At 42.3% G+C, this 20,860-nt stretch carries 19 protein-coding genes and 1 pseudogene; 8 read left to right on the plus strand and 12 right to left on the minus strand.

What is annotated here, in order from left to right:
* Window positions 1-13: 13 nt before the first annotated feature.
* The 4 genes from DP114_RS14175 (at window position 14) to DP114_RS14190 (ending at window position 3,081) form a co-directional block, all read left to right on the plus strand.
* Entirely contained in the window at window positions 14-436 is a 423-nt protein-coding gene (locus DP114_RS14175) for a hypothetical protein (RefSeq protein ID WP_169265146.1), read from the plus strand.
* A 106-nt stretch (window positions 437-542) separates the two neighbouring features.
* The gene (gene thiD, locus DP114_RS14180; protein WP_171976396.1) at window positions 543-1,364 is read left to right on the plus strand and encodes a bifunctional hydroxymethylpyrimidine kinase/phosphomethylpyrimidine kinase; all 822 of its coding nucleotides are present in this window, start codon (window positions 543-545) and stop codon (window positions 1,362-1,364) included.
* A 264-nt stretch (window positions 1,365-1,628) separates the two neighbouring features.
* Window positions 1,629-2,219 (plus strand): hypothetical protein, encoded by a 591-nt coding sequence (locus DP114_RS14185; protein ID WP_171976397.1) that lies wholly within the window; start codon window positions 1,629-1,631, stop codon window positions 2,217-2,219.
* Window positions 2,220-2,742: 523 nt separating this feature from the next.
* Window positions 2,743-3,081, plus strand: a complete 339-nt coding sequence (locus DP114_RS14190) for a P-II family nitrogen regulator (RefSeq protein WP_015197276.1) — start codon at window positions 2,743-2,745, stop codon at window positions 3,079-3,081.
* 148 nt (window positions 3,082-3,229) lie between these two features.
* Here the strand turns inward: DP114_RS14190 and rdgB are convergent, their stop codons facing one another.
* The 3 genes from rdgB to pip all read right to left on the minus strand — a co-directional run bounded on the left by rdgB (window position 3,230) and on the right by pip (window position 6,398).
* A complete protein-coding gene (gene rdgB / locus DP114_RS14195; RefSeq protein ID WP_171976398.1) occupies window positions 3,230-3,814 on the minus strand; it encodes an RdgB/HAM1 family non-canonical purine NTP pyrophosphatase in 585 nt (194 codons plus the stop codon).
* A gap of 61 nt (window positions 3,815-3,875) precedes the next feature.
* Complete coding sequence (locus DP114_RS14200; protein ID WP_171976399.1) at window positions 3,876-5,312, minus strand: phosphoglucomutase/phosphomannomutase family protein; 1,437 nt, start codon at window positions 5,310-5,312, stop codon at window positions 3,876-3,878.
* 135 nt (window positions 5,313-5,447) lie between these two features.
* Window positions 5,448-6,398 (minus strand): prolyl aminopeptidase, encoded by a 951-nt coding sequence (pip, locus tag DP114_RS14205; protein ID WP_171978194.1) that lies wholly within the window; start codon window positions 6,396-6,398, stop codon window positions 5,448-5,450.
* Between the two features lie 117 nt (window positions 6,399-6,515).
* Here pip and DP114_RS14210 point away from each other — a divergent pair, with 117 nt between their 5' ends.
* Window positions 6,516-7,052, plus strand: coding sequence for a lamin tail domain-containing protein (locus tag DP114_RS14210; protein WP_216669998.1), 537 nt, complete (start codon window positions 6,516-6,518; stop codon window positions 7,050-7,052).
* 117 nt (window positions 7,053-7,169) lie between these two features.
* Here the strand turns inward: DP114_RS14210 and DP114_RS34965 are convergent.
* From DP114_RS34965 to DP114_RS14225, 4 genes and pseudogenes are all read right to left on the minus strand, one after another.
* Window positions 7,170-7,292 (minus strand): annotated as a pseudogene (locus tag DP114_RS34965) (prolyl aminopeptidase); the annotation flags it as partial.
* 353 nt (window positions 7,293-7,645) lie between these two features.
* Window positions 7,646-8,566: an ROK family protein gene (locus DP114_RS14215; protein WP_169265175.1), complete on the minus strand. Its 921-nt coding sequence runs from the start codon at window positions 8,564-8,566 to the stop codon at window positions 7,646-7,648.
* A 950-nt stretch (window positions 8,567-9,516) separates the two neighbouring features.
* Window positions 9,517-9,720 (minus strand): hypothetical protein, encoded by a 204-nt coding sequence (locus DP114_RS14220; RefSeq protein ID WP_171976400.1) that lies wholly within the window; start codon window positions 9,718-9,720, stop codon window positions 9,517-9,519.
* 121 nt (window positions 9,721-9,841) lie between these two features.
* Window positions 9,842-10,732, minus strand: coding sequence for an ABC transporter permease (locus DP114_RS14225; RefSeq protein WP_169267858.1), 891 nt, complete (start codon window positions 10,730-10,732; stop codon window positions 9,842-9,844).
* A 420-nt stretch (window positions 10,733-11,152) separates the two neighbouring features.
* Here DP114_RS14225 and DP114_RS14230 point away from each other — a divergent pair, with 420 nt between their 5' ends.
* Window positions 11,153-11,335: a hypothetical protein gene (locus DP114_RS14230; protein ID WP_169267857.1), complete on the plus strand. Its 183-nt coding sequence runs from the start codon at window positions 11,153-11,155 to the stop codon at window positions 11,333-11,335.
* 52 nt (window positions 11,336-11,387) lie between these two features.
* Here the strand turns inward: DP114_RS14230 and trxB are convergent, their stop codons facing one another.
* Window positions 11,388-12,761 carry a thioredoxin-disulfide reductase gene (gene trxB, locus DP114_RS14235; RefSeq protein ID WP_171976401.1) on the minus strand — a complete coding sequence of 458 codons (1,374 nt, stop codon included), beginning with the start codon at window positions 12,759-12,761 and terminating at the stop codon, window positions 11,388-11,390.
* 203 nt (window positions 12,762-12,964) lie between these two features.
* Here trxB and DP114_RS14240 point away from each other — a divergent pair, with 203 nt between their 5' ends.
* Both DP114_RS14240 and DP114_RS14245 read left to right on the plus strand, forming a co-directional pair.
* The gene (locus tag DP114_RS14240; protein ID WP_171976402.1) at window positions 12,965-13,495 is read left to right on the plus strand and encodes a type IV pilin-like G/H family protein; all 531 of its coding nucleotides are present in this window, start codon (window positions 12,965-12,967) and stop codon (window positions 13,493-13,495) included.
* Between the two features lie 730 nt (window positions 13,496-14,225).
* Window positions 14,226-14,447: a DUF4327 family protein gene (locus tag DP114_RS14245; RefSeq protein WP_169267854.1), complete on the plus strand. Its 222-nt coding sequence runs from the start codon at window positions 14,226-14,228 to the stop codon at window positions 14,445-14,447.
* A gap of 47 nt (window positions 14,448-14,494) precedes the next feature.
* Here the strand turns inward: DP114_RS14245 and DP114_RS14250 are convergent, their stop codons facing one another.
* From DP114_RS14250 to DP114_RS35755, 4 genes are all read right to left on the minus strand, one after another.
* A complete protein-coding gene (locus DP114_RS14250; RefSeq protein WP_171976403.1) occupies window positions 14,495-15,721 on the minus strand; it encodes a protein kinase domain-containing protein in 1,227 nt (408 codons plus the stop codon).
* Between the two features lie 146 nt (window positions 15,722-15,867).
* Window positions 15,868-17,823 (minus strand): serine/threonine phosphatase, encoded by a 1,956-nt coding sequence (locus DP114_RS14255; RefSeq protein WP_171976404.1) that lies wholly within the window; start codon window positions 17,821-17,823, stop codon window positions 15,868-15,870.
* A gap of 335 nt (window positions 17,824-18,158) precedes the next feature.
* Window positions 18,159-18,767, minus strand: a complete 609-nt coding sequence (locus tag DP114_RS14260; protein ID WP_171976405.1) for an rRNA large subunit pseudouridine synthase E — start codon at window positions 18,765-18,767, stop codon at window positions 18,159-18,161.
* 568 nt (window positions 18,768-19,335) lie between these two features.
* Window positions 19,336-19,464 (minus strand): hypothetical protein, encoded by a 129-nt coding sequence (locus tag DP114_RS35755; RefSeq protein ID WP_256379379.1) that lies wholly within the window; start codon window positions 19,462-19,464, stop codon window positions 19,336-19,338.
* Window positions 19,465-20,860 lie beyond the last annotated feature (1,396 nt).

A 20,860-nucleotide genomic window follows, 5' to 3' on the forward strand; every position in this document is an offset into this window, starting at 1 on the left:
CAATTTTTCAAAGATGGAACGTGGTCTTTTATGGTTACCCCTGTTATTCGCATTTTTTTGGTTGGCTTGGCAAGGTTCACAGGAGTATCAAAAGATAGAAGCATACCGTACTTGGGCGGAACAATTTGAACAAGCTAAGTATGATATTTACGCAGTTTTGGGTCACAAAGATAACAATATAACTTGGGGCAAACCAACGCCAAAAGGTCCAATCAAGTTAGAATCATTTTCTTTGCTTGATGTGCAAAGCATCACCCTTTTGGTAGACTCAAAACAAGTAGAAGTAGAAAAACCACCCGAAAAAGGTCGTACTATTGAGTTGGAATTTTTATTTTCCGAACCAGACAAAACAGTACGTGTTCCTTTTACAGAGATTCCTTTAGCCGCAGAATGGGGTAAATATTTGCAAAGTCAATTGCAAAGCCTTGAAAGTTAAAAGTCTAAACTTAAAAACCAAGAACAACCACCATTAACACCAGATGGGGAAGTGAGGGAAGTTTCCTTCCCTCCCTCCCTCCCTCTCTCCCTTTCTCCCCTTACCTATGAACTCCCAAACAACATCCACGGTGCCCGTTGCTTTAACTATCGCCGGATCTGACAGCGGTGGCGGTGCGGGTATTCAAGCAGATTTACGCACTTTTGCCTTTCACTGCGTTCACGGAACAAGCGCTATCACCTGCGTGACAGCACAAAATACTTTGGGGGTGATGCGGGTTGATCCTATACCACCAGAGGCTGTTGTGGCACAAATTCGCGCCGTGTATGAAGATATAGGCGTCCAAGCGGTCAAAACGGGAATGCTAATTAACAAGGAAATTATTACCGCTGTAGCTGAACAGGTGGAGGCTTTACAAATTCAAAACTTAGTCGTCGATCCAGTGATGGTTTCTCGCACAGGGGCACAATTACTAGATAATGATGCTGTGAACACTCTGCGTCATTTGCTCATTCCTAAGGCTGCTATTGTGACACCAAATCGCTATGAAGCCCAGATTTTAAGCAGTTTACCAATTAATTCACTAGATGATATGAGAGCAGCAGCTCAAATGATTCACAGGAATGTACGGGCAAAGGCTGTTTTAGTCAAGGGTGGAGGTATGCAAGGGAATTTGCGTGGTGTTGATATTTGGTTCGACGGACATAAGATGGAAACTTTGACAACAAAACACGTAGAAACAAAAAATTCTCACGGTACTGGTTGTACTCTGTCTGCGGCGATCGCCGCCCATCTTGCACTTGGAAGCGACTTGATAACAGCAGTACGACAGGCAAAGGAGTATGTCACCTCAGCCCTTTCTTACGCTTTAGATATTGGCAAAGGACAAGGTCCTGTGGGACACTTCTTTCCATTATTGAATAAGTAAGGGAGTTACAAAGTAAGGAATGACAGAAGTTGCAAAATCGTTTAAACTTCTTTTTTACCAACATTCCTTTTTAAGTTCATACTTTACAAATTTATATTCGATTTTTGATAAACTTGTATCTTTCTCCTCTTAAATTGTAAATTAATCATTTTTAGCTTCAAGAATATCTTTCTATTATTCTTGGGCATACTTTCACCAGACTAATTGTCTCTGGTAGCAAATTCGCTTAACTGACTGACATTAAATTTTGGTTGAAATTTACCAATGCGAACAATCTCAAATTCAGTTCACAGCAATACACCAACAGGAAATACACAAGTCTATTCTCCCTCTGTACCGCTTTCTGTCTATCGGGACTTGGCAACAGAGTTGCAAACTGTCCAAGGAAAGTTAGACACTCTCAATGCTCATAATCAACAAGTCGTAAAAGAAAATCAATTACTTCGGCAAGAAATTACCAAAGCTGTTGAGTCTGTTTCGCGCTTGCAAAAACTGGTTGATTCACAAGCCAAGATTAATTTTTCTCAAGCTTACCAAGCATCTTCTGATTCTAGAACCCAAACAAAACCACCTATTACTGAAGTAGGTTCTAAAGAGCAAGTTTCGCATCCGCGTGCTTTTTATCCAGAAAATTTCCAGACACCTGTTTTTTCCCAAAAAATAGAAATTCCAAGTTCCATTCCAGAACCAGTGTTTATAGAAGAACAGCAAGTTAGCTATGATTCTTACAGGGAATCAGAGCCTTTACGAATTAAGGGCTGGTGGTTAATAATAGGTATCTTGTTCATTATTGCTCTTGGTTTTAGTGCTGGGTATTTGGTTGTACGCCCTTTACTTCAAAGTCATAGTCGTTAAGTCAAATCATTCTTAAACTCAAAGTGTGAAACATCACACTTCATCTTTGTTTAAAAGTTAAATAAGCTACGAAAAAATGATAAATTGAACGTATAAACCTCATAGAATAACTGAAAAGATGATTAAGGTAGATAATGCTTATACCAAATCCGCTTTTATAGTCTCCTTTTTCCCCTAAAACAGGTGGAACTAAACGAGACTTGTCCAAAAGTCGTGCAGACTAATGGAAAAAAGAAAGTATCCGGATTTGGTATTACTAGTTTTACTTTTCAAATGATAAGTAAATCATCTACTGTTAAGTCATGTGGCAAGTGATTCAATATTTATTTGAGGTGACGTTGCTAAGCTAATCAGCATGCTGATTGCAGTTTTTTGTTAAGACTATCTACGGTTAACAGTAACTTTTGACTTTTGAATCTTAACAAATCTCACAAGTTAAATCTGCAATCTGTAACAGCAAACGCAAAAATGTTAGACACTGGATCTGCTTTGATAGATAAACGTAGAAGTTGGGAGAAAAGAAATGAGAAAAGTAGAAGCTATTATCCGTCCCTTTAAGCTTGATGAGGTAAAAATTGCCCTCGTAAATGCTGGTATCGTTGGTATGACTGTGTCAGAGGTACGGGGTTTTGGACGTCAAAAAGGTCAAACAGAACGCTATCGCGGTTCTGAGTACACAGTTGAATTTTTGCAAAAACTAAAAGTGGAAATAGTTGTTGAAGACAACCAAGTTGATATGGTTGTTGATAAAATTATCGCAGCTGCTCGCACAGGTGAAATTGGTGATGGCAAAATCTTCATCTCGCCAGTTGAACAAGTTGTGCGAATTCGTACCGGGGAAAAGAATACAGAAGCTGTTTAACAGTTATCAGTTATCAGTTATCAGTACTTATTGCTCAAAAATAACGGATAACTGTTCAGCGTTCACTCGTTTCATAGTTAGAAGTTAGTGGTTAGTCGTTAGTCGTTTATAGTGAAATAAAATTCAACCAACAACTAACAACTAACAACTAACAGTCAGTGTTATTTAAATGAGGCAACTTTTGAAGTAAAGATGCAAAAGCTTTGCCTCTATGGCTAACTGAACGCTTTAACTCTGGCGTCATCTCAGCAAATGTCAATTGCTTTTGTTGAACGTAAAAAATTGGATCATAGCCGAAACCGCCATTTCCACGAGGCCTGTAGAGGATTTCACCACGACAAACCCCTTCTGATTGTAAAGCGATTGTACCATCTGGACGAGCGATCGCCACAACACAAGCAAATTGAGCTTGCCGATTTGGTGTGTCGCCTAATTCCCGCAACACTCTGGCAATTCGCTCTTCATCAGTTTTGCCATAACGTGCAGAATAGACTCCTGGTGCACCATCAAGGGCATCCACTTGTAAGCCAGAATCATCAGCGATCGCCCAGTTTCCTGTTGCAAGTGCTACTTGGGATGCTTTTAAGCAGGCATTAGCACTAAAGGTATCTCCTGTTTCCTCGATTTCCAATTCTTCAGGCTTGAGAGTTAAGTCCCAACCAGAATCAGTTAGGTAAGCTTGCATTTCTTTCAACTTACCTGGATTTCCTGTCGCTACTACGAGTAATGTCATAAGTCAGTTAACAGTTAACAGTTAACAGTTAACAGTGATCACTGACTTATGACAACTGATATTACTCTGCCCAGTCTTTTGCCCAAGCTAGAGTTTGATGTACTTGTTGAAGTGTGGGGGCTTCGCAGTACAGGCGTAAAACGGGTTCGGTACCGCTAAAACGAATCATTAACCAACTGTTGTCGGCTAAGCGGAATTTGTAGCCATCAATTGTCTGGCAATCAATGACTGGTTGTCCAGCTATTTGTGTTAAAGGTTGGGTTTGCAGTTGTTGCAAAAGACGCGATCGCACTTCCATGCTGGCAAGGGGTAAATCGATGCGATCATATGCGGAGGTAAAATCTGTTTGTTGTTGTAAATGGCGATAGTAATCACCTAAATCTAGCCCAGATTCCACGATCGCTTCTAGCACGTACAATGCTGATAAAAGTGCATCGCGTTCAGGTATATGGCTTCCGTACCCAATTCCTCCCGATTCTTCGCCACCCAACAAAACTTGTGCTTCTAACATTCTGTCAGCAATGTATTTATAACCGACGGCTGTTTCAAACACTGACAAGTTGTGGAGTGCTGCTAGGCGGGGAATCAAGTCAGAACCACTCACAGTTTTGACTATTTCGCCTTTGAAATCGCGGCGTAGGGTTAAGTGGTCGATTAATATTGGGATTAAGATTTGTGAACTTAGGAAATTGCTGTCTCCATCAACAGCGGCAATCCGATCGCTGTCTCCATCAAACACCAACCCTACCGCTAAACCTCCTGGATTCGTCTTTTGGTGATTTTGCATCACCTCAAACAGATGCGAAAGGTATTTGGGTAGTGGTTCTGGTGCGCCGCCACCAAACAGGGGATCACGATTGCTGTTAATTTCTTTGATCTCATTGCCAAGTAGCATTGCCAATCCACCAGCAGCCGCGCCATGCATCACATCGGCAAATACTGTGAGTTTGCCTGCAGCTATAGCATCGCGGATTTTTGCAATTTTGACTTTACCTTCGAGTGCTTGACAATAACTGCCCCAGGGGTTGAACTTCTCTATTTTGCCTGGAGTTGATGCGGGTGGTAGTTCGTCTGATAAAAGTGCTTCTATCTGCTTGGTAACTTCTGGCGGTGCAGAACCACCAAAAGCACTTTTGACTTTTAATCCCAAATATTTGCCTGGATTATGACTCGCGGTAATTACGAGTGCACCCAAAGCATTTTGTTCCTTCGCCGCCCAACTAAAAGCTGGAGTTGGGGCATAAGTATCCGTGAGTAGTACATCAAATCCAGCAGCACAGACAACATCCGCAACTTTATGAGCAAAATCTTCTGCCATAAACCGTCGGTCGTGTCCGACAATAATTGTACGGTTACCTGTTATTTTCCCGTATGTATCAAGTAAAACTTTTGCGGCAAGTGGCGCAACTAAGGCTACACGCTCAAAGGTGAACTCATCGGCAATGACGCCCCGCCAACCGTCTGTACCAAATTTGACTACGTTAGCTGCTACTGACATTGAGGTATCCCTACTTTCTAACAGTGGATTCTAGCATTCACACAGGGCACCCGGTAACAAGACTTTTAGTATAAAAAGTGCAATAGTAATTATGATACTATTGATGACACAGAAAGAACTAAATGTGTTCCTAACTCATTCAAAGTTTGCAAACTTATCTGTTGCCGAAATCAAAGCGCTGAGAATTCCTGGTTCACTCATTGAATGTCCAGCATCCGGGACAACAACAAATTCAGCTTCTTCCCAAGCACGATGTAATTCCCAAGCCGAGATCATCGGACAAACAACATCGTAACGTCCCTGAACAATCACAGCAGGAATATGGCGGATGCGCTCAACATTTGAAAGTAATTGATTTTCTGATTCAAAAAATCCTTTATTAATAAAATAATGACATTCAATTCGTGCAAATGCTTCTGCAAACTCATTTGTGGCAAATTTTTGCATCAGTTCAATGTCTAGAAACAATCGACTTGTACTCGCTTCCCAAATTGACCAAGCACGGGCTGCTTCCAACCGAGTTTGTGCATCTGAACTGGTTAAGCGTTTGTAGTAAGCTGTGAGCAGATCTTTACGTTCTGTAGGCTCAATTGGTTTGAGATATTCTTCCCAAGCATCAGGAAAAATATAACTAGCTCCCTCTTGATAGAACCATTGCAATTCTTTATGCCTTAACATAAATATGCCGCGTAAAATGAGTCCTGTGCATCGAGAGGGATGAGTTTGACTGTAAGCTAATGCTAGAGTGCTTCCCCAACTTCCACCGAAGACAACCCACTTTTCTATACCCAAATGCGATCGCAGCTTTTCAATATCACTAACCAAGTCCCAAGTGGTGTTCTCCCGTAGTTCTGCATGAGGGGTACTTTGACCACAACCACGTTGGTCAAACATTACAAGACGCCATTTTTCTGGATTGAAATATTGTCGATAAAACGGCGGACATCCACCTCCAGGTCCTCCATGTAGCAAAACAATTGGTTTGCCATGTGGGTTGCCTGACTCTTCAAAATGAATGGTGTGCAGGTCAGAAACCTTTAACTTGCCTTGTTTGTAAGGTTCGATGGGTGGGTAAAGTTTTTGAATTCTTTGCATTTGACCGCCTAAATTATGGGACTAGTATATTAAATTACTTTAATTTTGGAGAATTTTCATACTAGATCTCATGATCTATGCTGAACACAGGGAGTAAGCAAGGATTTTATGAAAAAACTTTTCTCACAGATGGCTGTTGCCATTGTTGCTTTGGTTTTGTGCTTCACAACAGTACTAGGCTTGCCGACTAGGGCTGAGGCTAGCGTCAATACTAGTCCACGGGGAGTAGTGATTAAAGACATTTTCTATAAAGGGGTCGTAAAACAAACAGAATCAGATGAATATGTTGAAATTACCAATCAGGGACTAGCAAAAGTAGATCTATCAGCGTGGCGACTCAATAGTGACGATGGTCGGCAAAACTTTTATTTTCCCAAAGAAACGCTACTGACACCAGGAAAAAGTTTGCGAGTGTATACCAATGAGATACACCCACAAACCGGGGGTTTCAGTTTTGGCATCAAGCGAGCAGTTTGGAACAATAAAGGGAGTGTGGGGCTACTGTATGATGCACAAGGAAATCTGGTGGATAGCTTCAGCTATGGTAATAAGAAAACCGAAAAAGCAACTGTTGTCTCAAAGCAGCCACAAACACCACAAAGTAGCCCTGCTAAGTGGTTAACACAAAACAATAAAAATTCATAAATATAAAACCTCCTTAAGAGAATTCTCATTAAGGAGGTTTTATACCAGTCAAACAGATTAACAGCCTGAAATGTCCTTAGAAATCATCCAGAAGCTGTCAGCATATCTTTACGTTCTGTGTAGCAAAACCATTGGTTTGCCATGTGGGTTGCCTGACTCTTCAAAATGAATGGTGTGCAGCTCAGAAAGCTTTAACTTGCCTTGTTTGTAAGGTTCGATGGGTGGGTAAAGTTTTTGAATTCTTTGCATTTGACCGCCTAAATTATGAGACTAGTATATTAAATTACTTTAATTTTGGAGAATTTTCATACTAGATCTCATGATCTATGCTGAATACAGGGAGTAAGCAAGGATTTTATGAAAAAACTTTTCTCACAGATGGCTGTTGCCATTGTTGCTTTGGTTTTGTGCTTCACAACAGTACTAGGCTTGCCGACTAGGGCTGAGGCGAGCCTTAGTTTTTGTTAATTCGTCTAGCGGGTTCCGACTGGGAAAAAGTCTTGACTTTTTTTGTCCCAAATTTAGCGCTCACGGTTACTCGTTCTATTAAGGCTGGCTCATTCCCTAGCCCCAACACATTGTCAACAGAGAAATTAAATCAGCCCTACTTTTGAAAAAGCCAACTTTGCAGCACCTGCTATACCAGCAAAGTTGCCTAACTTTGCTGGTAATATTTGTAAACCCAGACGTGAAGTCAGCTGCACTCTCCGTTCAATTTCTGCTTTGACTGATGGTATAAAAAACTCAGCACTTGCACTCATTCCGCCACCAATGACAACAGCTTCTGGCGTCAGCACATAAATCAAGCTGGTCAATCCAATGCCTAAACATCTACCATATTCTTGCCAAAAAGTCAATGCTTTTGTCTCTCCTGCTTTCGCAAGAGCGCACAGTTCTGCTGGTTCTTTCCCCGTACAACGACGAATGGCACTGACTGACAAATGCTGCTCCAAAGAGCCTTGATTCCCACTATTACACATTGGACCATCTGGATTGAGGGTGATTAATCCCAACTCACCTGCTGCGCCCAGATGACCAATAAAGAGTTTACCATCCAAGATAATTGCACCACCCACTCCAGTTCCTAAAGTGAGTAGAATGAAATTTTGAAAGCGGCGACCTACTCCCAACCAAGCTTCTCCCAACCCTGCACAGTTAGCATCGTTGGCGATAATGGTAGGTTTTCCTGTCTTTGCTTCCAGCCAGTCGGCTAACGGAACATCATACCATCCTGGCAAGTTTATGGCGACTTTGGCAATACGTCCTGCTGCATCCGCTGGTCCTGGAGTCCCAACACCAATAGCAATTGTATGACTTTGGTTGTCAACTTGAGCGTTAGCGGAACGTTCCAGAATGGAAATCGCATCTACCATTGCGAGCATAACCGCCTCTGGTGTTGGTGGTTGCGGCGTTGCGACAGTTAACGATTGTAAACAAGTCCCATCTCTAGCAACACGCCCCAGCTTGATTGCTGTTCCACCTAAGTCAATGCCAATGACTTGAGAATCTGCCACTTTCAAACCCTTCACAATTAACAATTCAAAATCACCGTAAGCGCAAGCGCACGCTAAGAGCGAACGCGCACCGTCTCCGTAGGAGATACAAAGCAGCGTGCCCGTAAGCACAAAGCGCACACTGAGTCCCAAGGGGACACGCTACGCGAACGTGAACGCGCAGCGTGTCCGTAAGGACTTAGGGCATAGATTTGGAGCCTCGCTCCGCGTAGACGCGTAGCGGCTTCTCGTAAGAGTGGAGCTATCGCTTACGGAGGAAACCTCCCGCAGTCGCCACAACGGTCAAAGCTCGTCGCTTGGGTTGCTTCCCCCGACAGACTTTGGGGGAACCCCAACGCCCTTCGGGTTCGCCAGTCGCCTACGGAGGGAGACCCTCCTGCAGCGCTGGTCTCACCAGATCCCTCTGTCGGGAAACCCTCTCCGTTTGCGTAGCGCCCCCTTCGGGGCTAGTTGCCACAACGCGGGGAACCCGACGCCAGATCCCTCTGTCGGGAAACCCTCCTGCAGTACTGGCTCCGCAAGGCACAACTCTTGGCAGGACTGGCTCCCTCCGGGTTCACCAGTCGCCTACGGCGGGAAACCCGCCTGCAGCGCTGGATTCACCGCAAGGCGCTGCTCTGCGCTCCAACTTCTCTCAAAATTCAAAATTAAGCAGAATATTTGGCAACGGATGAGTAGATTTTTGCAAAAATCTAGTTTGGGACGATTGAGAACCACAGATGGAGGAGGCAGTTTCAGTCCGGGTTGAAATCCCCGTTTTAAACTGTCTTCAATGCTTGAATTTTATTAGCGCACCGGGACGCAATCCATGCGTGAATTTTGAATTGTTAACTGTGGTTCTGTGATTTAAAGAAATTGACTTTTGCAAAAGGCAGGATGAGCAAATGCTCAACAAACAATCTGCGACATCGGCGAAAAAATTTTTTGCCACCGCTGCCAAATCTGCTACTTTATTTTTTACCCGTTTTGCTACCAAACATTTCTACATTTTTACTAGTCTTTGGTGCGGGTTGTAAAGTAGCGACGGTCAGGGGATTAAAATTAGGGTTACCCTCTAAAGATGCGACTGGCGCACCTCTTAAAACACCAGTTAGGGCAACGGAAAGCATGAAGCCACCAGCAGCGGCAGCAATTAAAGAAAAATGATCTTTCACACAAATCTCTCAATGATAAGTACAACAGATATTAGGGTAGCAAACGATATCAAGTATGATTTTTTTATTGTTAGTTGTTGTATTGACGACTAACCACTATTTAATAACAAATCCCTCTCGACTATTTCCGGATGTCTTTTCGTAAACGCGGATTGATATACTCATTTAACCCTTCACCAAGTAGCGACAGCCCCACAACCATTATTGTCATCCCTAATCCGGGGAAAAGAGCAGTCCACCAAACACCAACGGGTAGGGCTTGCAAAGCTTGTTGTAAATCGCGTCCCCATTCTGGCGTTTCTCTTGGAAGCCCTAACCCTAAAAAGCCCAAACCTCCCAGAATCAAGATTGCGTCAGCGGCGTTAAGGGTAAAAAGTACGGGTACGCTTTGAATCACGTTGAAAAACAGGTATCGAGAAAGAACCTGCCAAGTGTTAGCACCCATTGCTTGTGCTGCTTCAATGAACACTTCAGTTTTAACACTCACAGTGTGGTTGCGAACAACACGATAATACTGTGGTACATAAGCAATGCTGATCGCAAGAGCGGCGTTTAAGATTCCGCGTCCCACGATAAACGCTAGCGTTATGGAAAGCAGCAGCCCCGGTAGAGTGTAGATACTATCCATAACGAATAGTAATGCTTTATCCAATCTACCCCCCACGTAGCCACTCAACATACCCAGAGGCACACCAATAAACATACTAAGCGCCGTAGCTAATAAAACGACTTGCAAGGCGGCTTGAGCACCAAATAGAGTGCGGGAAAAGACGTCATAACCTTCGCGGCTAGTACCAAACCAATGTTGAAGTGAGGGTGGTTCTTGAATGGGGTTACTTAAGGAATCTATGGGGTTTTGCACCAAACCCAATAGCTGAAGTAAAGGAGCAAAAAGAGCTAGGAACACGAAAAATAGAGTAATAGTTAACCCAATCAGCATCAATTGCTGGGAAAGGGTGGGGCTTTCGGGAAACCGTAAAAATCTTAGTTGGAAACTTTTCGTAATGGTCATAAACCAAGGGAGGAGTTCGCGGCTATGAGCTATAAATGACCATTCTACATACCAAATGGTTTCATGCAATGATCCAAAAACGAATCAGCTATTCATGAGAAAATCCCACAACCAAGAATAAAAATATGTTCCCTGCAATGCACTGCGCCGCCCTGACTAGCACTGAGCAGCTTGTGCTGAGCGCAGCCGAAAGAAGTCGAAGTGGCTTGTTTAAGGGAGCGTGGTCGTTGTGTTCCCTGTTAAGCGTTCCCTATTTTCAAGCTAGAATGTCCAATATCAAAAATTAAATTCCTTATAAAGATTTGTAACATTATTTAACATGGCAACAATATCATTTAAAGTAGCAGAAGCCAGCATCTAACCACCGAAAGTGACAGCGCTGGCTCTGCCTCGTAATTTTTTGAAGAAGATAATCTCATTATGGCTTATCAAGAACGCCTCAAACCCTGGGCGGTTATCAATTCAGTGTCCCCGTCAGAAAGGGTAGTCATCAGCCGCCACCGGAGTCGCGTTGATGCAGAAGAATACCTTCGGTTACTGCGTGAGCAAAAGCCCACTAGCAAACATGAAATCGTTTTCGGGCTAGTAGAGGAAAAGGTATAAGGAAAAGAAAGGAGATGAAATTGCTTCATCTCCTTTCTTTTTTACTCACTACCTACAAATTGCTTGAAATCAATTGGCGGTACTCACTCTTTTGCTTAACGCCTTTGACTTCCTTGAGCAGATCCTTATCCTTAAAGAACTGAACTGTGGGTGTTCCTGTGACACCAGCATTTTCAGCAATGTCTCGGTCTTTGTCGATGTCAATTTCAACGAAGTGAATTTTATCGTCAAATTCATCCACGACTTTATTTAAGATGGGCTTGAGGGTATGGCAAGGACCACAACCAGGAGAAACGTATTTGACGATAATCAGGCGATCGCTTTGATGGAACAACTTCCGCAAAGCAATACCCCCCTGATGGCGGGTTGAATTCAAATCGAATTCAGCGGCTTGTTGTTCCTGGGTTTTCTTCTGGGCTAACTCTTCTAGTTCGTTATTTGGAGTTTCCGGTTTTTGATGGAATTCCTGAATTAAGCCACTCGCAGACAACCAGCGTTCTGCCAACATCGCCGCCGTACAGCCACTACCAGCAGCGGTAATTGCTTGACGGTACTCATGATCTTGTACATCGCCTGCAGCGAAAACGCCCTCTACGCTTGTTTCAGGAGAACTAGGCTTGGTGACAATGTAACCCACGTCATCGAGTTCCAGTTGTCCCTTGAATAAAGATGTATTGGGTTTGTGGCCAATGGCGTAGAATAATCCTTTAACGTGCAGTTGATTCTCTTCACCAGTAGTGGTGTTGTGGATTTTTATTCCTTCCATGTGCTTGTCGTTCCCAAACACATCCACTGCGTCTGTGTTCCAATAAACCGTGATTTTGGGGTTGCTCAAAACCCGGTCTTGCATGGCTTTGGAAGCCCGCATCTTCTCAGTTCGCACCAGCAAATTCACTTTCGATCCGTACTTAGTCAAGTAAATCGCTTCTTCCGCCGCCGAGTCGCCACCACCTACTACGGCTAATTCCACTCCGTGGAAAATCGGCGTAGCACCGTCGCAGATAGCACAAGCAGAAATTCCACGGCTCCAGAATTGATGTTCACTGGCTAAACCCAAGCGCTTTGCTGTCGCACCCGTAGCGATGATAATGCTGTGGGTTTTTAATTCCCGTTCGTCTGAGCGGACTGTAAAAGGACGCTGACTCAAATCAACTTCAACAACATCTTCTGTATATAATTCAGCCCCCCAGCGCTGCGCCTGAGCTTTCATTTTATCCATCAGTTCGGGTCCAGTAATTCCTTCGGGAAACCCAGGAAAGTTTTCCACTTCAGTCGTTGTCATCAACTGACCACCAGGTAACCCCCCGGCTTGGAAACCCTCAAAGACAACTGGTTTGAGGTTAGCTCGTCCTGCGTAAATAGCAGCTGTATACCCTGCAGGACCTGAACCGATAATTACTACGTTTTCTATTGTTGTATTAGTCATAATATTATAAAAACTCATAACGACTACGACTTATTTTAGCATACCAGACAGGGCGTGATAGAAAATCCCAATCTAGGAATATTAAGACCAGGCTGCGCTTCAATTACCTTACCCTCTTTCCAAAGTATCCCGGAGGAGTGATTTGAAACTGAGAATAAGTAATTAAGTTCTATTTATAGCTCTGAATATACGAAATAACACGTATGATCTTCAAGATAAAAGCTAAATTACTGCATTACGTTATTAAGAAAAAAAAGGAGGATGAGGGCTTCACACTCATTGAACTCCTAGTAGTAATTATTATTATAAGTATTCTATCTGCTATTGCTTTGCCCTCGTTCCTTAGCCAAGCCAACAAAGCAAAACAATCAGAGGCTAAAACCTATGTCGGTTCAATTAACCGAGCGCAGCAAGCTTATTACTTAGAAAATGGTCAGTTCGCGGATATAAGTGAATTAGGGATTGGTATTAAAGATACTCAGAAGAACTATAAGTATGAAAGAAAAGTAAATAGCAATAATCAGGTTGTCGTCAATAATGGTATTTCTCGGAAAGACGGCCTCAAATCCTACGCAGGTGTTGTAATTTTCTCAAAACAACAAGGAGCGACTTTAGCCATCTTGTGTGAGTCTAATAATATTGGTATAGGAACCGCACAGGAGCCAAATAGCACAACTAACGAAAACTCATCAGAACCACAATGCCCGGATAACTATACGGAACTGAACAAGTAGTAGGCTAAATGATACTATAAAGAATCAGTCCTTGTTAAAAAATCTAGCCGTTTCAATCTCTAATTGAATCGTTGATAAAAGTGGGTAGTTTGAACTAGCCACTTTTATTTCGGTTTTAATTCTAGAAAAACAACTCATATTTTTTTATACCATAAAAATGTCTTATTTACGTATGATTGTTCTGTCTTCCTTCTTTTGGAGTGTATTTTCCCGAATTTTTGCCTCTGCCGAAAATATTAAATTTTTAGATAAATTTTTCTGATCTCTATATAATAATGCTAGATGTTTACTATATCGTATATAACTAAATAATTCGGCATAACTCCAGTTCACTGCACAGTTCACCGTTCCGTGAAAACCTTCAAAAAACCTTTTGTAACATAAGTTTTTTAAAACTTGCATAGTTCATGGTGAAAGAAAAAAATAACATTTTGCATATATCCTCTGAACGTGCCCAAAACATGTTGTTTGTAGAAGATACTAAAGTAGGTACTGTTTGAAATCTGCCGAAAGTAACGACTTTTTGGTAAGAAAATGTAACTTCTGCTGGTGGGGATTACCGTACAAAAGCCAATTAAATAGTTACTCACTTGAGTTAAGTTATGATATAGTTAGAAAGTTGAGACTTGCTTTGCCAAAGTAAAAATCTCCACGCATCGGCAAGAATTCCAATACGGAAAGCAGTTTTGATTAAGCATTTACCCAACCAAATCTGAATTTAATCGAGGTTATGAGTAAGCAGCAAGTTATTCACCCAATGGTGAAGTTGCAGCGTAATGTGCGTTCACTCGCAGATTCTAATATTATCAAGCCCACAGATAGTATCTGGAAAATCGCTTTGCTCTTCGGCAATGAATGGCAGCATTTGAAGCAAGAATTGCTAGACTATGGGTTTAGTATGCAAGACCCAGTAAGCGAATTGCTAGCAGTGGAAGCTTGGGATGAAGAATAAGAGCTAGGGCAATACGGTCTCTATTTCTTGTTTCTTATAGCTTTTCCCTAAACTTTGCAAACGGCTAAAGCCGCGACTAAATCCTTCGCCGTTTGATAGCGATCCCACGGTAAAGGTTCTGTGGCGCGGTCAATTACTTGCCGTAACTGGGGAGTAATTGTGGGCACATTTGCGACTTCAAACCGGAAACTTCGCCCTCTCTGGCGGTAGAACTTAAAAGGGCTTTCGCCAGTCAGCAAAAAAATAAGTGTCGGTCCAATGGCATATAAATCGGATTGGGTGACGGGTTGTCCCCGTTCTTGTTCGGGGGCACAATAGCCCTCTGCACCAATACGAGTCCCAGGCGTTGTCGCAATCTCTTTGACAGCGCCAAAGTCCAGCACAACTATACGATCATTATAGTTTTGCACCATGAGGTTCGCGGGTTTAATATCCCGATGAATCAAGGGTGGGTGTTGGCTATGGAGATATTCCAGAATATCGCAGGTTTGAATCATCCAACTAATCGCTTGATTTGGGACAACTGGTCCTTTTGAATAAACTAGTTTTTCCAAATCCTGTCCATGAATTAATTCCATTGCCAAATATTTCTTTCCATTTTCGACAAAAGAGTCATAATATTTAGGAATACCAGTATGGCTTAGGGATTTAAGAGTATTTGCCTCTCGTTCAAATAACTCTTGTGCCTTAGCAATTTTTGCCATATCAGCATTCATCTGCTTCAACACCAACAATTGTGGGTGTCCTGCAGCTATTCTTCCTAGCCCATCCCAAGCTAGATAAGTAGTACCCATACCTCCCTGTCCCAGAATTCGCAATACCTGATATTGGCGAATTGTCTGAATGATCGACAAAGGTTGACCGCAGTGGATGCAAAACAAATTGTTAGGTGAGTTTCCTTCATGGGTGCAACTTGTATAAGGTAGCGCTGGAGAAGGAAAAATTTGTGAAGTTGTTTGCTTGTTAATTTCAAATCTCAGAATTGGACCTTTTTGCGCCAGTTGCAGTTCAGAGTTATCTGGCAATAAAATTTGAGTGACTAAAACGCCGTTGAGAAAAGTGCCATTTGTGCCTTGACTTATCACCTGCCAAGAACCGCCATTTTTATCGGAATTGACTTGCCGGAGTTCTAAATGATATCGTGACACCAAACTATCAGTTAAAACCACGTCATTATCTGCCGAACGACCAATCCGAATGATGGACTCGTCGTCAAAGTGCCACTGATCAAGAGGTGTTTTTTGTTGCGGTTCTAATAGGGTCAGTGTGACCATAGGTAATTTTTAATTAAGGAGAAGGGAGTAGAAAGTGGCAAACAAGGAGTTGGGGAGAAGGAGTAAGGAAGCAACAGAAGTTTCCCTCGTTCTGTTACTCTCTCCCTGTGTTGATCCTCTTTCTCCTTGTCAATAATTTACAATTATTACTGTTGTTTTATACTTGGGTGCACTCTTGCCCGAATAAGTATAGCAGTAATATTGTCATGACCATTGTAATGGTTTGCTAAATCAATTAAAGCTTGAACACCACTTTCGAGATTGGCAGAATGACTTAACAAAGGTGCTAAGTAATTCTGCCCATGAAGAGTCAGCAAATCATTATCTGATAAACCATCTGAAGCAAGAACAAAAAGAGTATCTTCATTTATGTCAAAAAACTGGATGTCGGGAATAATCGACTGTTCATCGCGAGGACCAAGGGCTTGAGTTAATTGGTAAGCATCAGAGCGCGAATATGCTACACTACGTTCCACACCCCGAGAAATTTCCCGTTGACCAACTTCATGATCCAATGTGACTTGTTCAAGTCCTGTTTTGCGAGTCACCCGGTACAGACGACTGTCTCCGACATGAGCTACCGCAACTTGAGTATCTTGGATTAAAACCATAACTAAAGTTGTGCCCATGCGCCCAACACCAGAACGGGCATCTTGTTGATTGACATTGAAAATTGCTTGATTGGTTAGCCGCACTGCTGCGCGAATATTATCTTCTGTTGGCAGTTGGTTAGAAGTCCAGTGGGTTTGAAAGTACTCGCACAAAGATTTTACAGCCAAGGCACTAGCAACCTCGCCCGCCGCGTGTCCGCCCATTCCATCACACAGAATATACAAACCACGCGCCTGCAAAGTTTGGCTATTGGGTGATTCTAGCTTGTATACTTTTGTATCAATACCAAAATAGTCTTCATTATGGTCGCGTTGACGTCCGACATTGGTAAGTCCTGCATTTTCCAGGCTTATTAATTGCATGTGTTGCGTAACTGTGGACTTATCATCGCTTTTGAATTCAGTCTCATCCTGTTGGTCATCTAACTGCAAGACAGTCGGTGCAGCATTGCTCTTAGGGAATGTAGAGGGAATTGAAACGCTTGTAGAATTGCCTTGTAATTCAGACACAATATCTTCTAAAGATGATTGCAGCTGTGCTAGCGTTTGTATGTTTCCTTGTTCTAACTCTGAGAGTAGGTTCAAAACAGAGCCAAATTGAGTGCGTTGAGACTGTCTAAAAAGCGCATGCCAAACTCCCCCTAAATCTTGGATTGTTATAGGCTGCGCAACTGTTGCAACAGGTAGTGTTGCCTCTGTATCTTCTGAGGACTGAACAGCTGTATAGTCTGGCGAATCTATGTACAATCTTTGTAGTGCTAATGACAGGTTTTCATCAACTCGTATATTGGATAATTCCAACAAACTTTGACGGCACTCAGCTTTTTCCAGTACTGACCAAAGCTGAGTCATCTGGGAAAAAAAATGTACAATTTGTAACGAGCTTAGTGAATCATCCTCCCACAAATGAAGTAATTCTTGCCAATTTGAGCGATCTTCGATGACTACTACCTGTATGTCGTCCTGCTGCCAAGCATCATGAATCGGCGCTATTCCCAAATGGCACCATGATCGTAAGGCAATATAAGGTTTGGCTAGACTCGGAATCTTATCAACCCCAACTGATTCCATGACTAACCCCTTTTGCTGATTTGTCAGCATAACCTCAAGGAGTGACACTTGGTATGGTTGGCAATCTAGAACTCTCACACAAACTTCAGTGTTCAGAGCGATTTCTTGTAAGGCTGGTAGCGGTTCTAGCAGCTGATAACGGTTTTGTGAGTCTAAGTAAGAACCTGGTGAGAAAGGAGATGAGGATAAGGAAGAAGCAAAATCTTCCTTATCCTCATCTACTGGCAAAGTCTCTTCTTTTGTAATAATTGCCCACAAAACGCTTCCGCATGCTGCGCCACAGTTATCACATTCTCGTGCATTTAAAGCCAAATGAGTGCCGCACTCAGGGCAGACCTTATGAGTCAGTGAAGCGCCACAGCTTTGGCAGAATTTGTTAGCATTGGGGTTTTCAAATTTACACTGAGGGCAAATCAGCATTGTGGAAGTTCCTTAATTCCCGTTCCAAGGTGCTTTTAGCCACTACAATCCAAAAGTGCCACATTTGTTAGCACCTGCCTACAATAGAACTACAATACATTGTGATTCATCTGGCGAATTTTGGTGGCAGTCTTAATTTTGACGCATACTAACTATAAACTTGATATATTGGCAAGCTATATCTTTACAAGAAATTCCCATGAAAACTAGGCATGTTCACATATTCCGACACATATCTTTAGGTTTAGGAAAGAATACAAGGTGATTAGATTTGGGATGATAGGCTCTAGAATGATAACTACACTCATACTTTAGTTATAATCTAAAAGCGTTGTTCATTTGCGTTTTAACTTTATTGAGCCTGCAAAAGCTAAATCGACTAACAACTTGAGTTCACCGGATGTTAGTTCACGCCATTGACCTGGTTGTAGGTTATCTAACCCTAAGTGGGCAATGCTTACCCTGACTAGGCGCAAAGTCGGAAATCCCACAGCCGCCGTCATTCTCCTGACCTGACGATTTTTGCCCTCTGTTAAAGTCATTTCTAACCACGCTGTCGGCACATTTTTGCGAAACCTAATCGGCGGTTCGCGTTCTGGTAAAGAAGGCTGTGTTGGCAATAGTGCCACCTTCGCTTGTCGAGTGCGGTAATCTTGAATCGTTACACCTTGTTGTAACTGCGTCAAAGCCGCAGCATCAGGAATTCGTTCTACCTGCACCCAGTAAGTTCGTTCGTGTCCAAACTGAGGGTGACAGAGGCGATGTTGTAATTGCCCGTTGTTGGTCAACAGCAGTAACCCTTCGCTGTCCCAGTCCAAACGACCCACAGGATATATATCGGGTATGTCGATATAGTCTTTGAGGCTGCTACGAGTGGGAGTGTCTTTTGTAAACTGGCTGAGGACACCATAGGGTTTGTAAAACAGAATGTGTCGGTAAGTCACTCGCTTCGCTCAAATTCAAAATTCAAAATCACCGAAGATTTGAGCCTCGCTCCGCGTAGACGCGTAGCGGCTTCTCGTAAGAGTGGAGCTATCGCTTACGGAGGAAACCTCCGCTCAAACTTCTCTCAAAATTCAAAATTAAGGACTCCACGGACGCCAGGTGCTTCAAGTCGGGGAACCCGCCCAACGCACTGGCTCATGAATCCGGAAGCTTGAATAATGTTGCGGGACATTTTTTCTTGTCCATGAATAAATTAAGGGGCTTGTATCCTTTTCTTTTTCGGTCATGAGTAAAAATTTCAAATAAAAATGAAAACAAAAATAAAAATTTTAGGACTTACACATTGACACTTGAATCGTATTTAAGCATTTTTCTGTTTTACAGTCTCAAAGCTTGATAGTTAGATTATACTCTCGAACCGCCAGAAGAATACCTATTTTTGAAGAGCAGCAGGCGTAGAGCAGACAGAGGGATAAGTAAATTATTATAAGTAATTTTAGACCACTGATATAAGTAACAAGCACTAGCAACTGTATCGCCCAAGAAGACGAAACCTAACACTAGTAATCATTTTTGTTTGTCTTGCCAATATTGACCTATTTCAACTTCTCGTAATTTCATCATGTCGTCTATGCTGCTGCTTGCTATCGTTTTGCCATCTAGACTACATCCTATCGAAAGTATAATCAAAGACATATTAATTGCTTCACTCCAATGAACACCTTTCTTGAATCGCTTCTTACTAAGGGGAGAAATAGAATAGTTTGGATTTTGGATTGTAGAGACGTTAGATGCAACAGATCCACTTGCGTACGCGGGTTCCTCCACTTGAGGAATGTGGTATTTTTTACAGTTTTGTTGAAGTCTATAACCTGCATTTTCCAGCAGTTTCGAGATATTATACCAACCTTTTATACACGCGTCCGTCAAAGTCTCAATGTATCGATACAAACCTCTGGAAAGTTCAACCCTCAATCCATTTGGTTCGCGGTTAAGTTGCGTAGCAATCTCAGTTGGACTGTAACCAGAAAGCAATCCCCGCAGACAAGCTTTTTCAGTCTGAGTCAGTTGTTTGCACTGCCTGCGTCTTTCTTGCTGCTTGGCGTCCGCGATATCTCGGTATAACTTATCCAGGTTCCAATGCTAGTTTGCTTCGGCAAACTTATATGCCAAATTATCGCTTCTCAGATGAGGAGGTAATGTCATATATAATCAGAAGAATTTTCCTTATGGTTATTTTAAATATCAGTCTTAATACAGTTATGAAAATACACAGAATCTTTATGAACCAGTGTAATTAAGGTTATTAGCTTCATCAAAATTTGGCGTTAAGCGTTTGCGAAGCGCGCCCTTCGGCGCTAGCTCTGCCGTAGGCAATCGCTTTTAGACAAGTATTTTTTGTGCTGTAGTGTTAGTTGCTGTACTGATGTGGTTTAAGTTTTGCGCGGGAACATTTCATATGTACAAATTACCAAAAACGCAAAAATCAGTTTTAGGTTGAAAGCGAAAATTAGCGTTTAGCTGGGAGTAACGCACTCTTTACCAGGTGATGCGGAAGCCGCCGCTACGCGATGCTTTACAATCAAGGTCAAGGACTTGATATGGCTATATCTCCAGGATTTGTACTGGTTGTCCAGTTTTGTCCACTGTTTGGTATATAGCTCTTAATTTCCGAGATTTTGAAGATGCGGTGCAATAGCGCACGGATTAGATGTAATTGTTATCCGTGATGTATCTGGGTTCGTGAGTGGGGAAATTCCCGTAGTGTCATCTGGGGAGTTAGGGAGTATTTCAAGTTAACTTCTCAAATCAGTATTTTACAAGCTTTATATAGTTAGTCATCAGATAAAATTCAATAACCAAGCTGATTGTTTATTGTTTGGTTAGATGTAAGTATATTTTTTGTGATGTAACTTGCTGTATTGGTGTAACTGGGGTTTTGTGTTGCGGAAATTGCTAATGCTCGTTAGGTGATTTGGAGTTAGTGGTTTGTATATCTTGTATCCATCACGTTATATCAGACGCTATCTACATCAGTAAATGACGTAAACAGATGTAATCAAATCATTCTGAAGTGATTGCATAGATTTTT

Origin of the sequence: Brasilonema sennae CENA114, from assembly GCF_006968745.1 — a bacterium.
GTDB classification, from domain to species: Bacteria; Cyanobacteriota; Cyanobacteriia; order Cyanobacteriales; family Nostocaceae; genus Brasilonema; species Brasilonema sennae.

Excerpts from the sequence above, each read along its gene's own strand:
- DP114_RS14200 (WP_171976399.1), bottom strand. The coding sequence starts at position 5,312 with ATGTCAGTAGCAGCTAACGTAGTCAAATTTGGTACAGACGGTTGGCGG.
- DP114_RS14255 (WP_171976404.1), bottom strand. The coding sequence starts at position 17,823 with ATGCTGATTTGCCCTCAGTGTAAATTTGAAAACCCCAATGCTAACAAA.
- DP114_RS35755 (WP_256379379.1), bottom strand. The coding sequence starts at position 19,464 with ATGTCTTTGATTATACTTTCGATAGGATGTAGTCTAGATGGCAAAACG.
- DP114_RS14185 (WP_171976397.1), top strand. The coding sequence starts at position 1,629 with ATGCGAACAATCTCAAATTCAGTTCACAGCAATACACCAACAGGAAAT.
- DP114_RS14175 (WP_169265146.1), top strand. The coding sequence starts at position 14 with ATGGAACGTGGTCTTTTATGGTTACCCCTGTTATTCGCATTTTTTTGG.
- DP114_RS14230 (WP_169267857.1), top strand. The coding sequence starts at position 11,153 with ATGGCTTATCAAGAACGCCTCAAACCCTGGGCGGTTATCAATTCAGTG.
- rdgB (WP_171976398.1), bottom strand. The coding sequence starts at position 3,814 with ATGACATTACTCGTAGTAGCGACAGGAAATCCAGGTAAGTTGAAAGAA.
- DP114_RS14250 (WP_171976403.1), bottom strand. The coding sequence starts at position 15,721 with ATGGTCACACTGACCCTATTAGAACCGCAACAAAAAACACCTCTTGAT.
- DP114_RS14245 (WP_169267854.1), top strand. The coding sequence starts at position 14,226 with ATGAGTAAGCAGCAAGTTATTCACCCAATGGTGAAGTTGCAGCGTAAT.
- DP114_RS14190 (WP_015197276.1), top strand. The coding sequence starts at position 2,743 with ATGAGAAAAGTAGAAGCTATTATCCGTCCCTTTAAGCTTGATGAGGTA.
- DP114_RS14210 (WP_216669998.1), top strand. The coding sequence starts at position 6,516 with ATGAAAAAACTTTTCTCACAGATGGCTGTTGCCATTGTTGCTTTGGTT.
- thiD (WP_171976396.1), top strand. The coding sequence starts at position 543 with ATGAACTCCCAAACAACATCCACGGTGCCCGTTGCTTTAACTATCGCC.
- DP114_RS14240 (WP_171976402.1), top strand. The coding sequence starts at position 12,965 with ATGATCTTCAAGATAAAAGCTAAATTACTGCATTACGTTATTAAGAAA.
- trxB (WP_171976401.1), bottom strand. The coding sequence starts at position 12,761 with ATGACTAATACAACAATAGAAAACGTAGTAATTATCGGTTCAGGTCCT.
- DP114_RS14225 (WP_169267858.1), bottom strand. The coding sequence starts at position 10,732 with ATGACCATTACGAAAAGTTTCCAACTAAGATTTTTACGGTTTCCCGAA.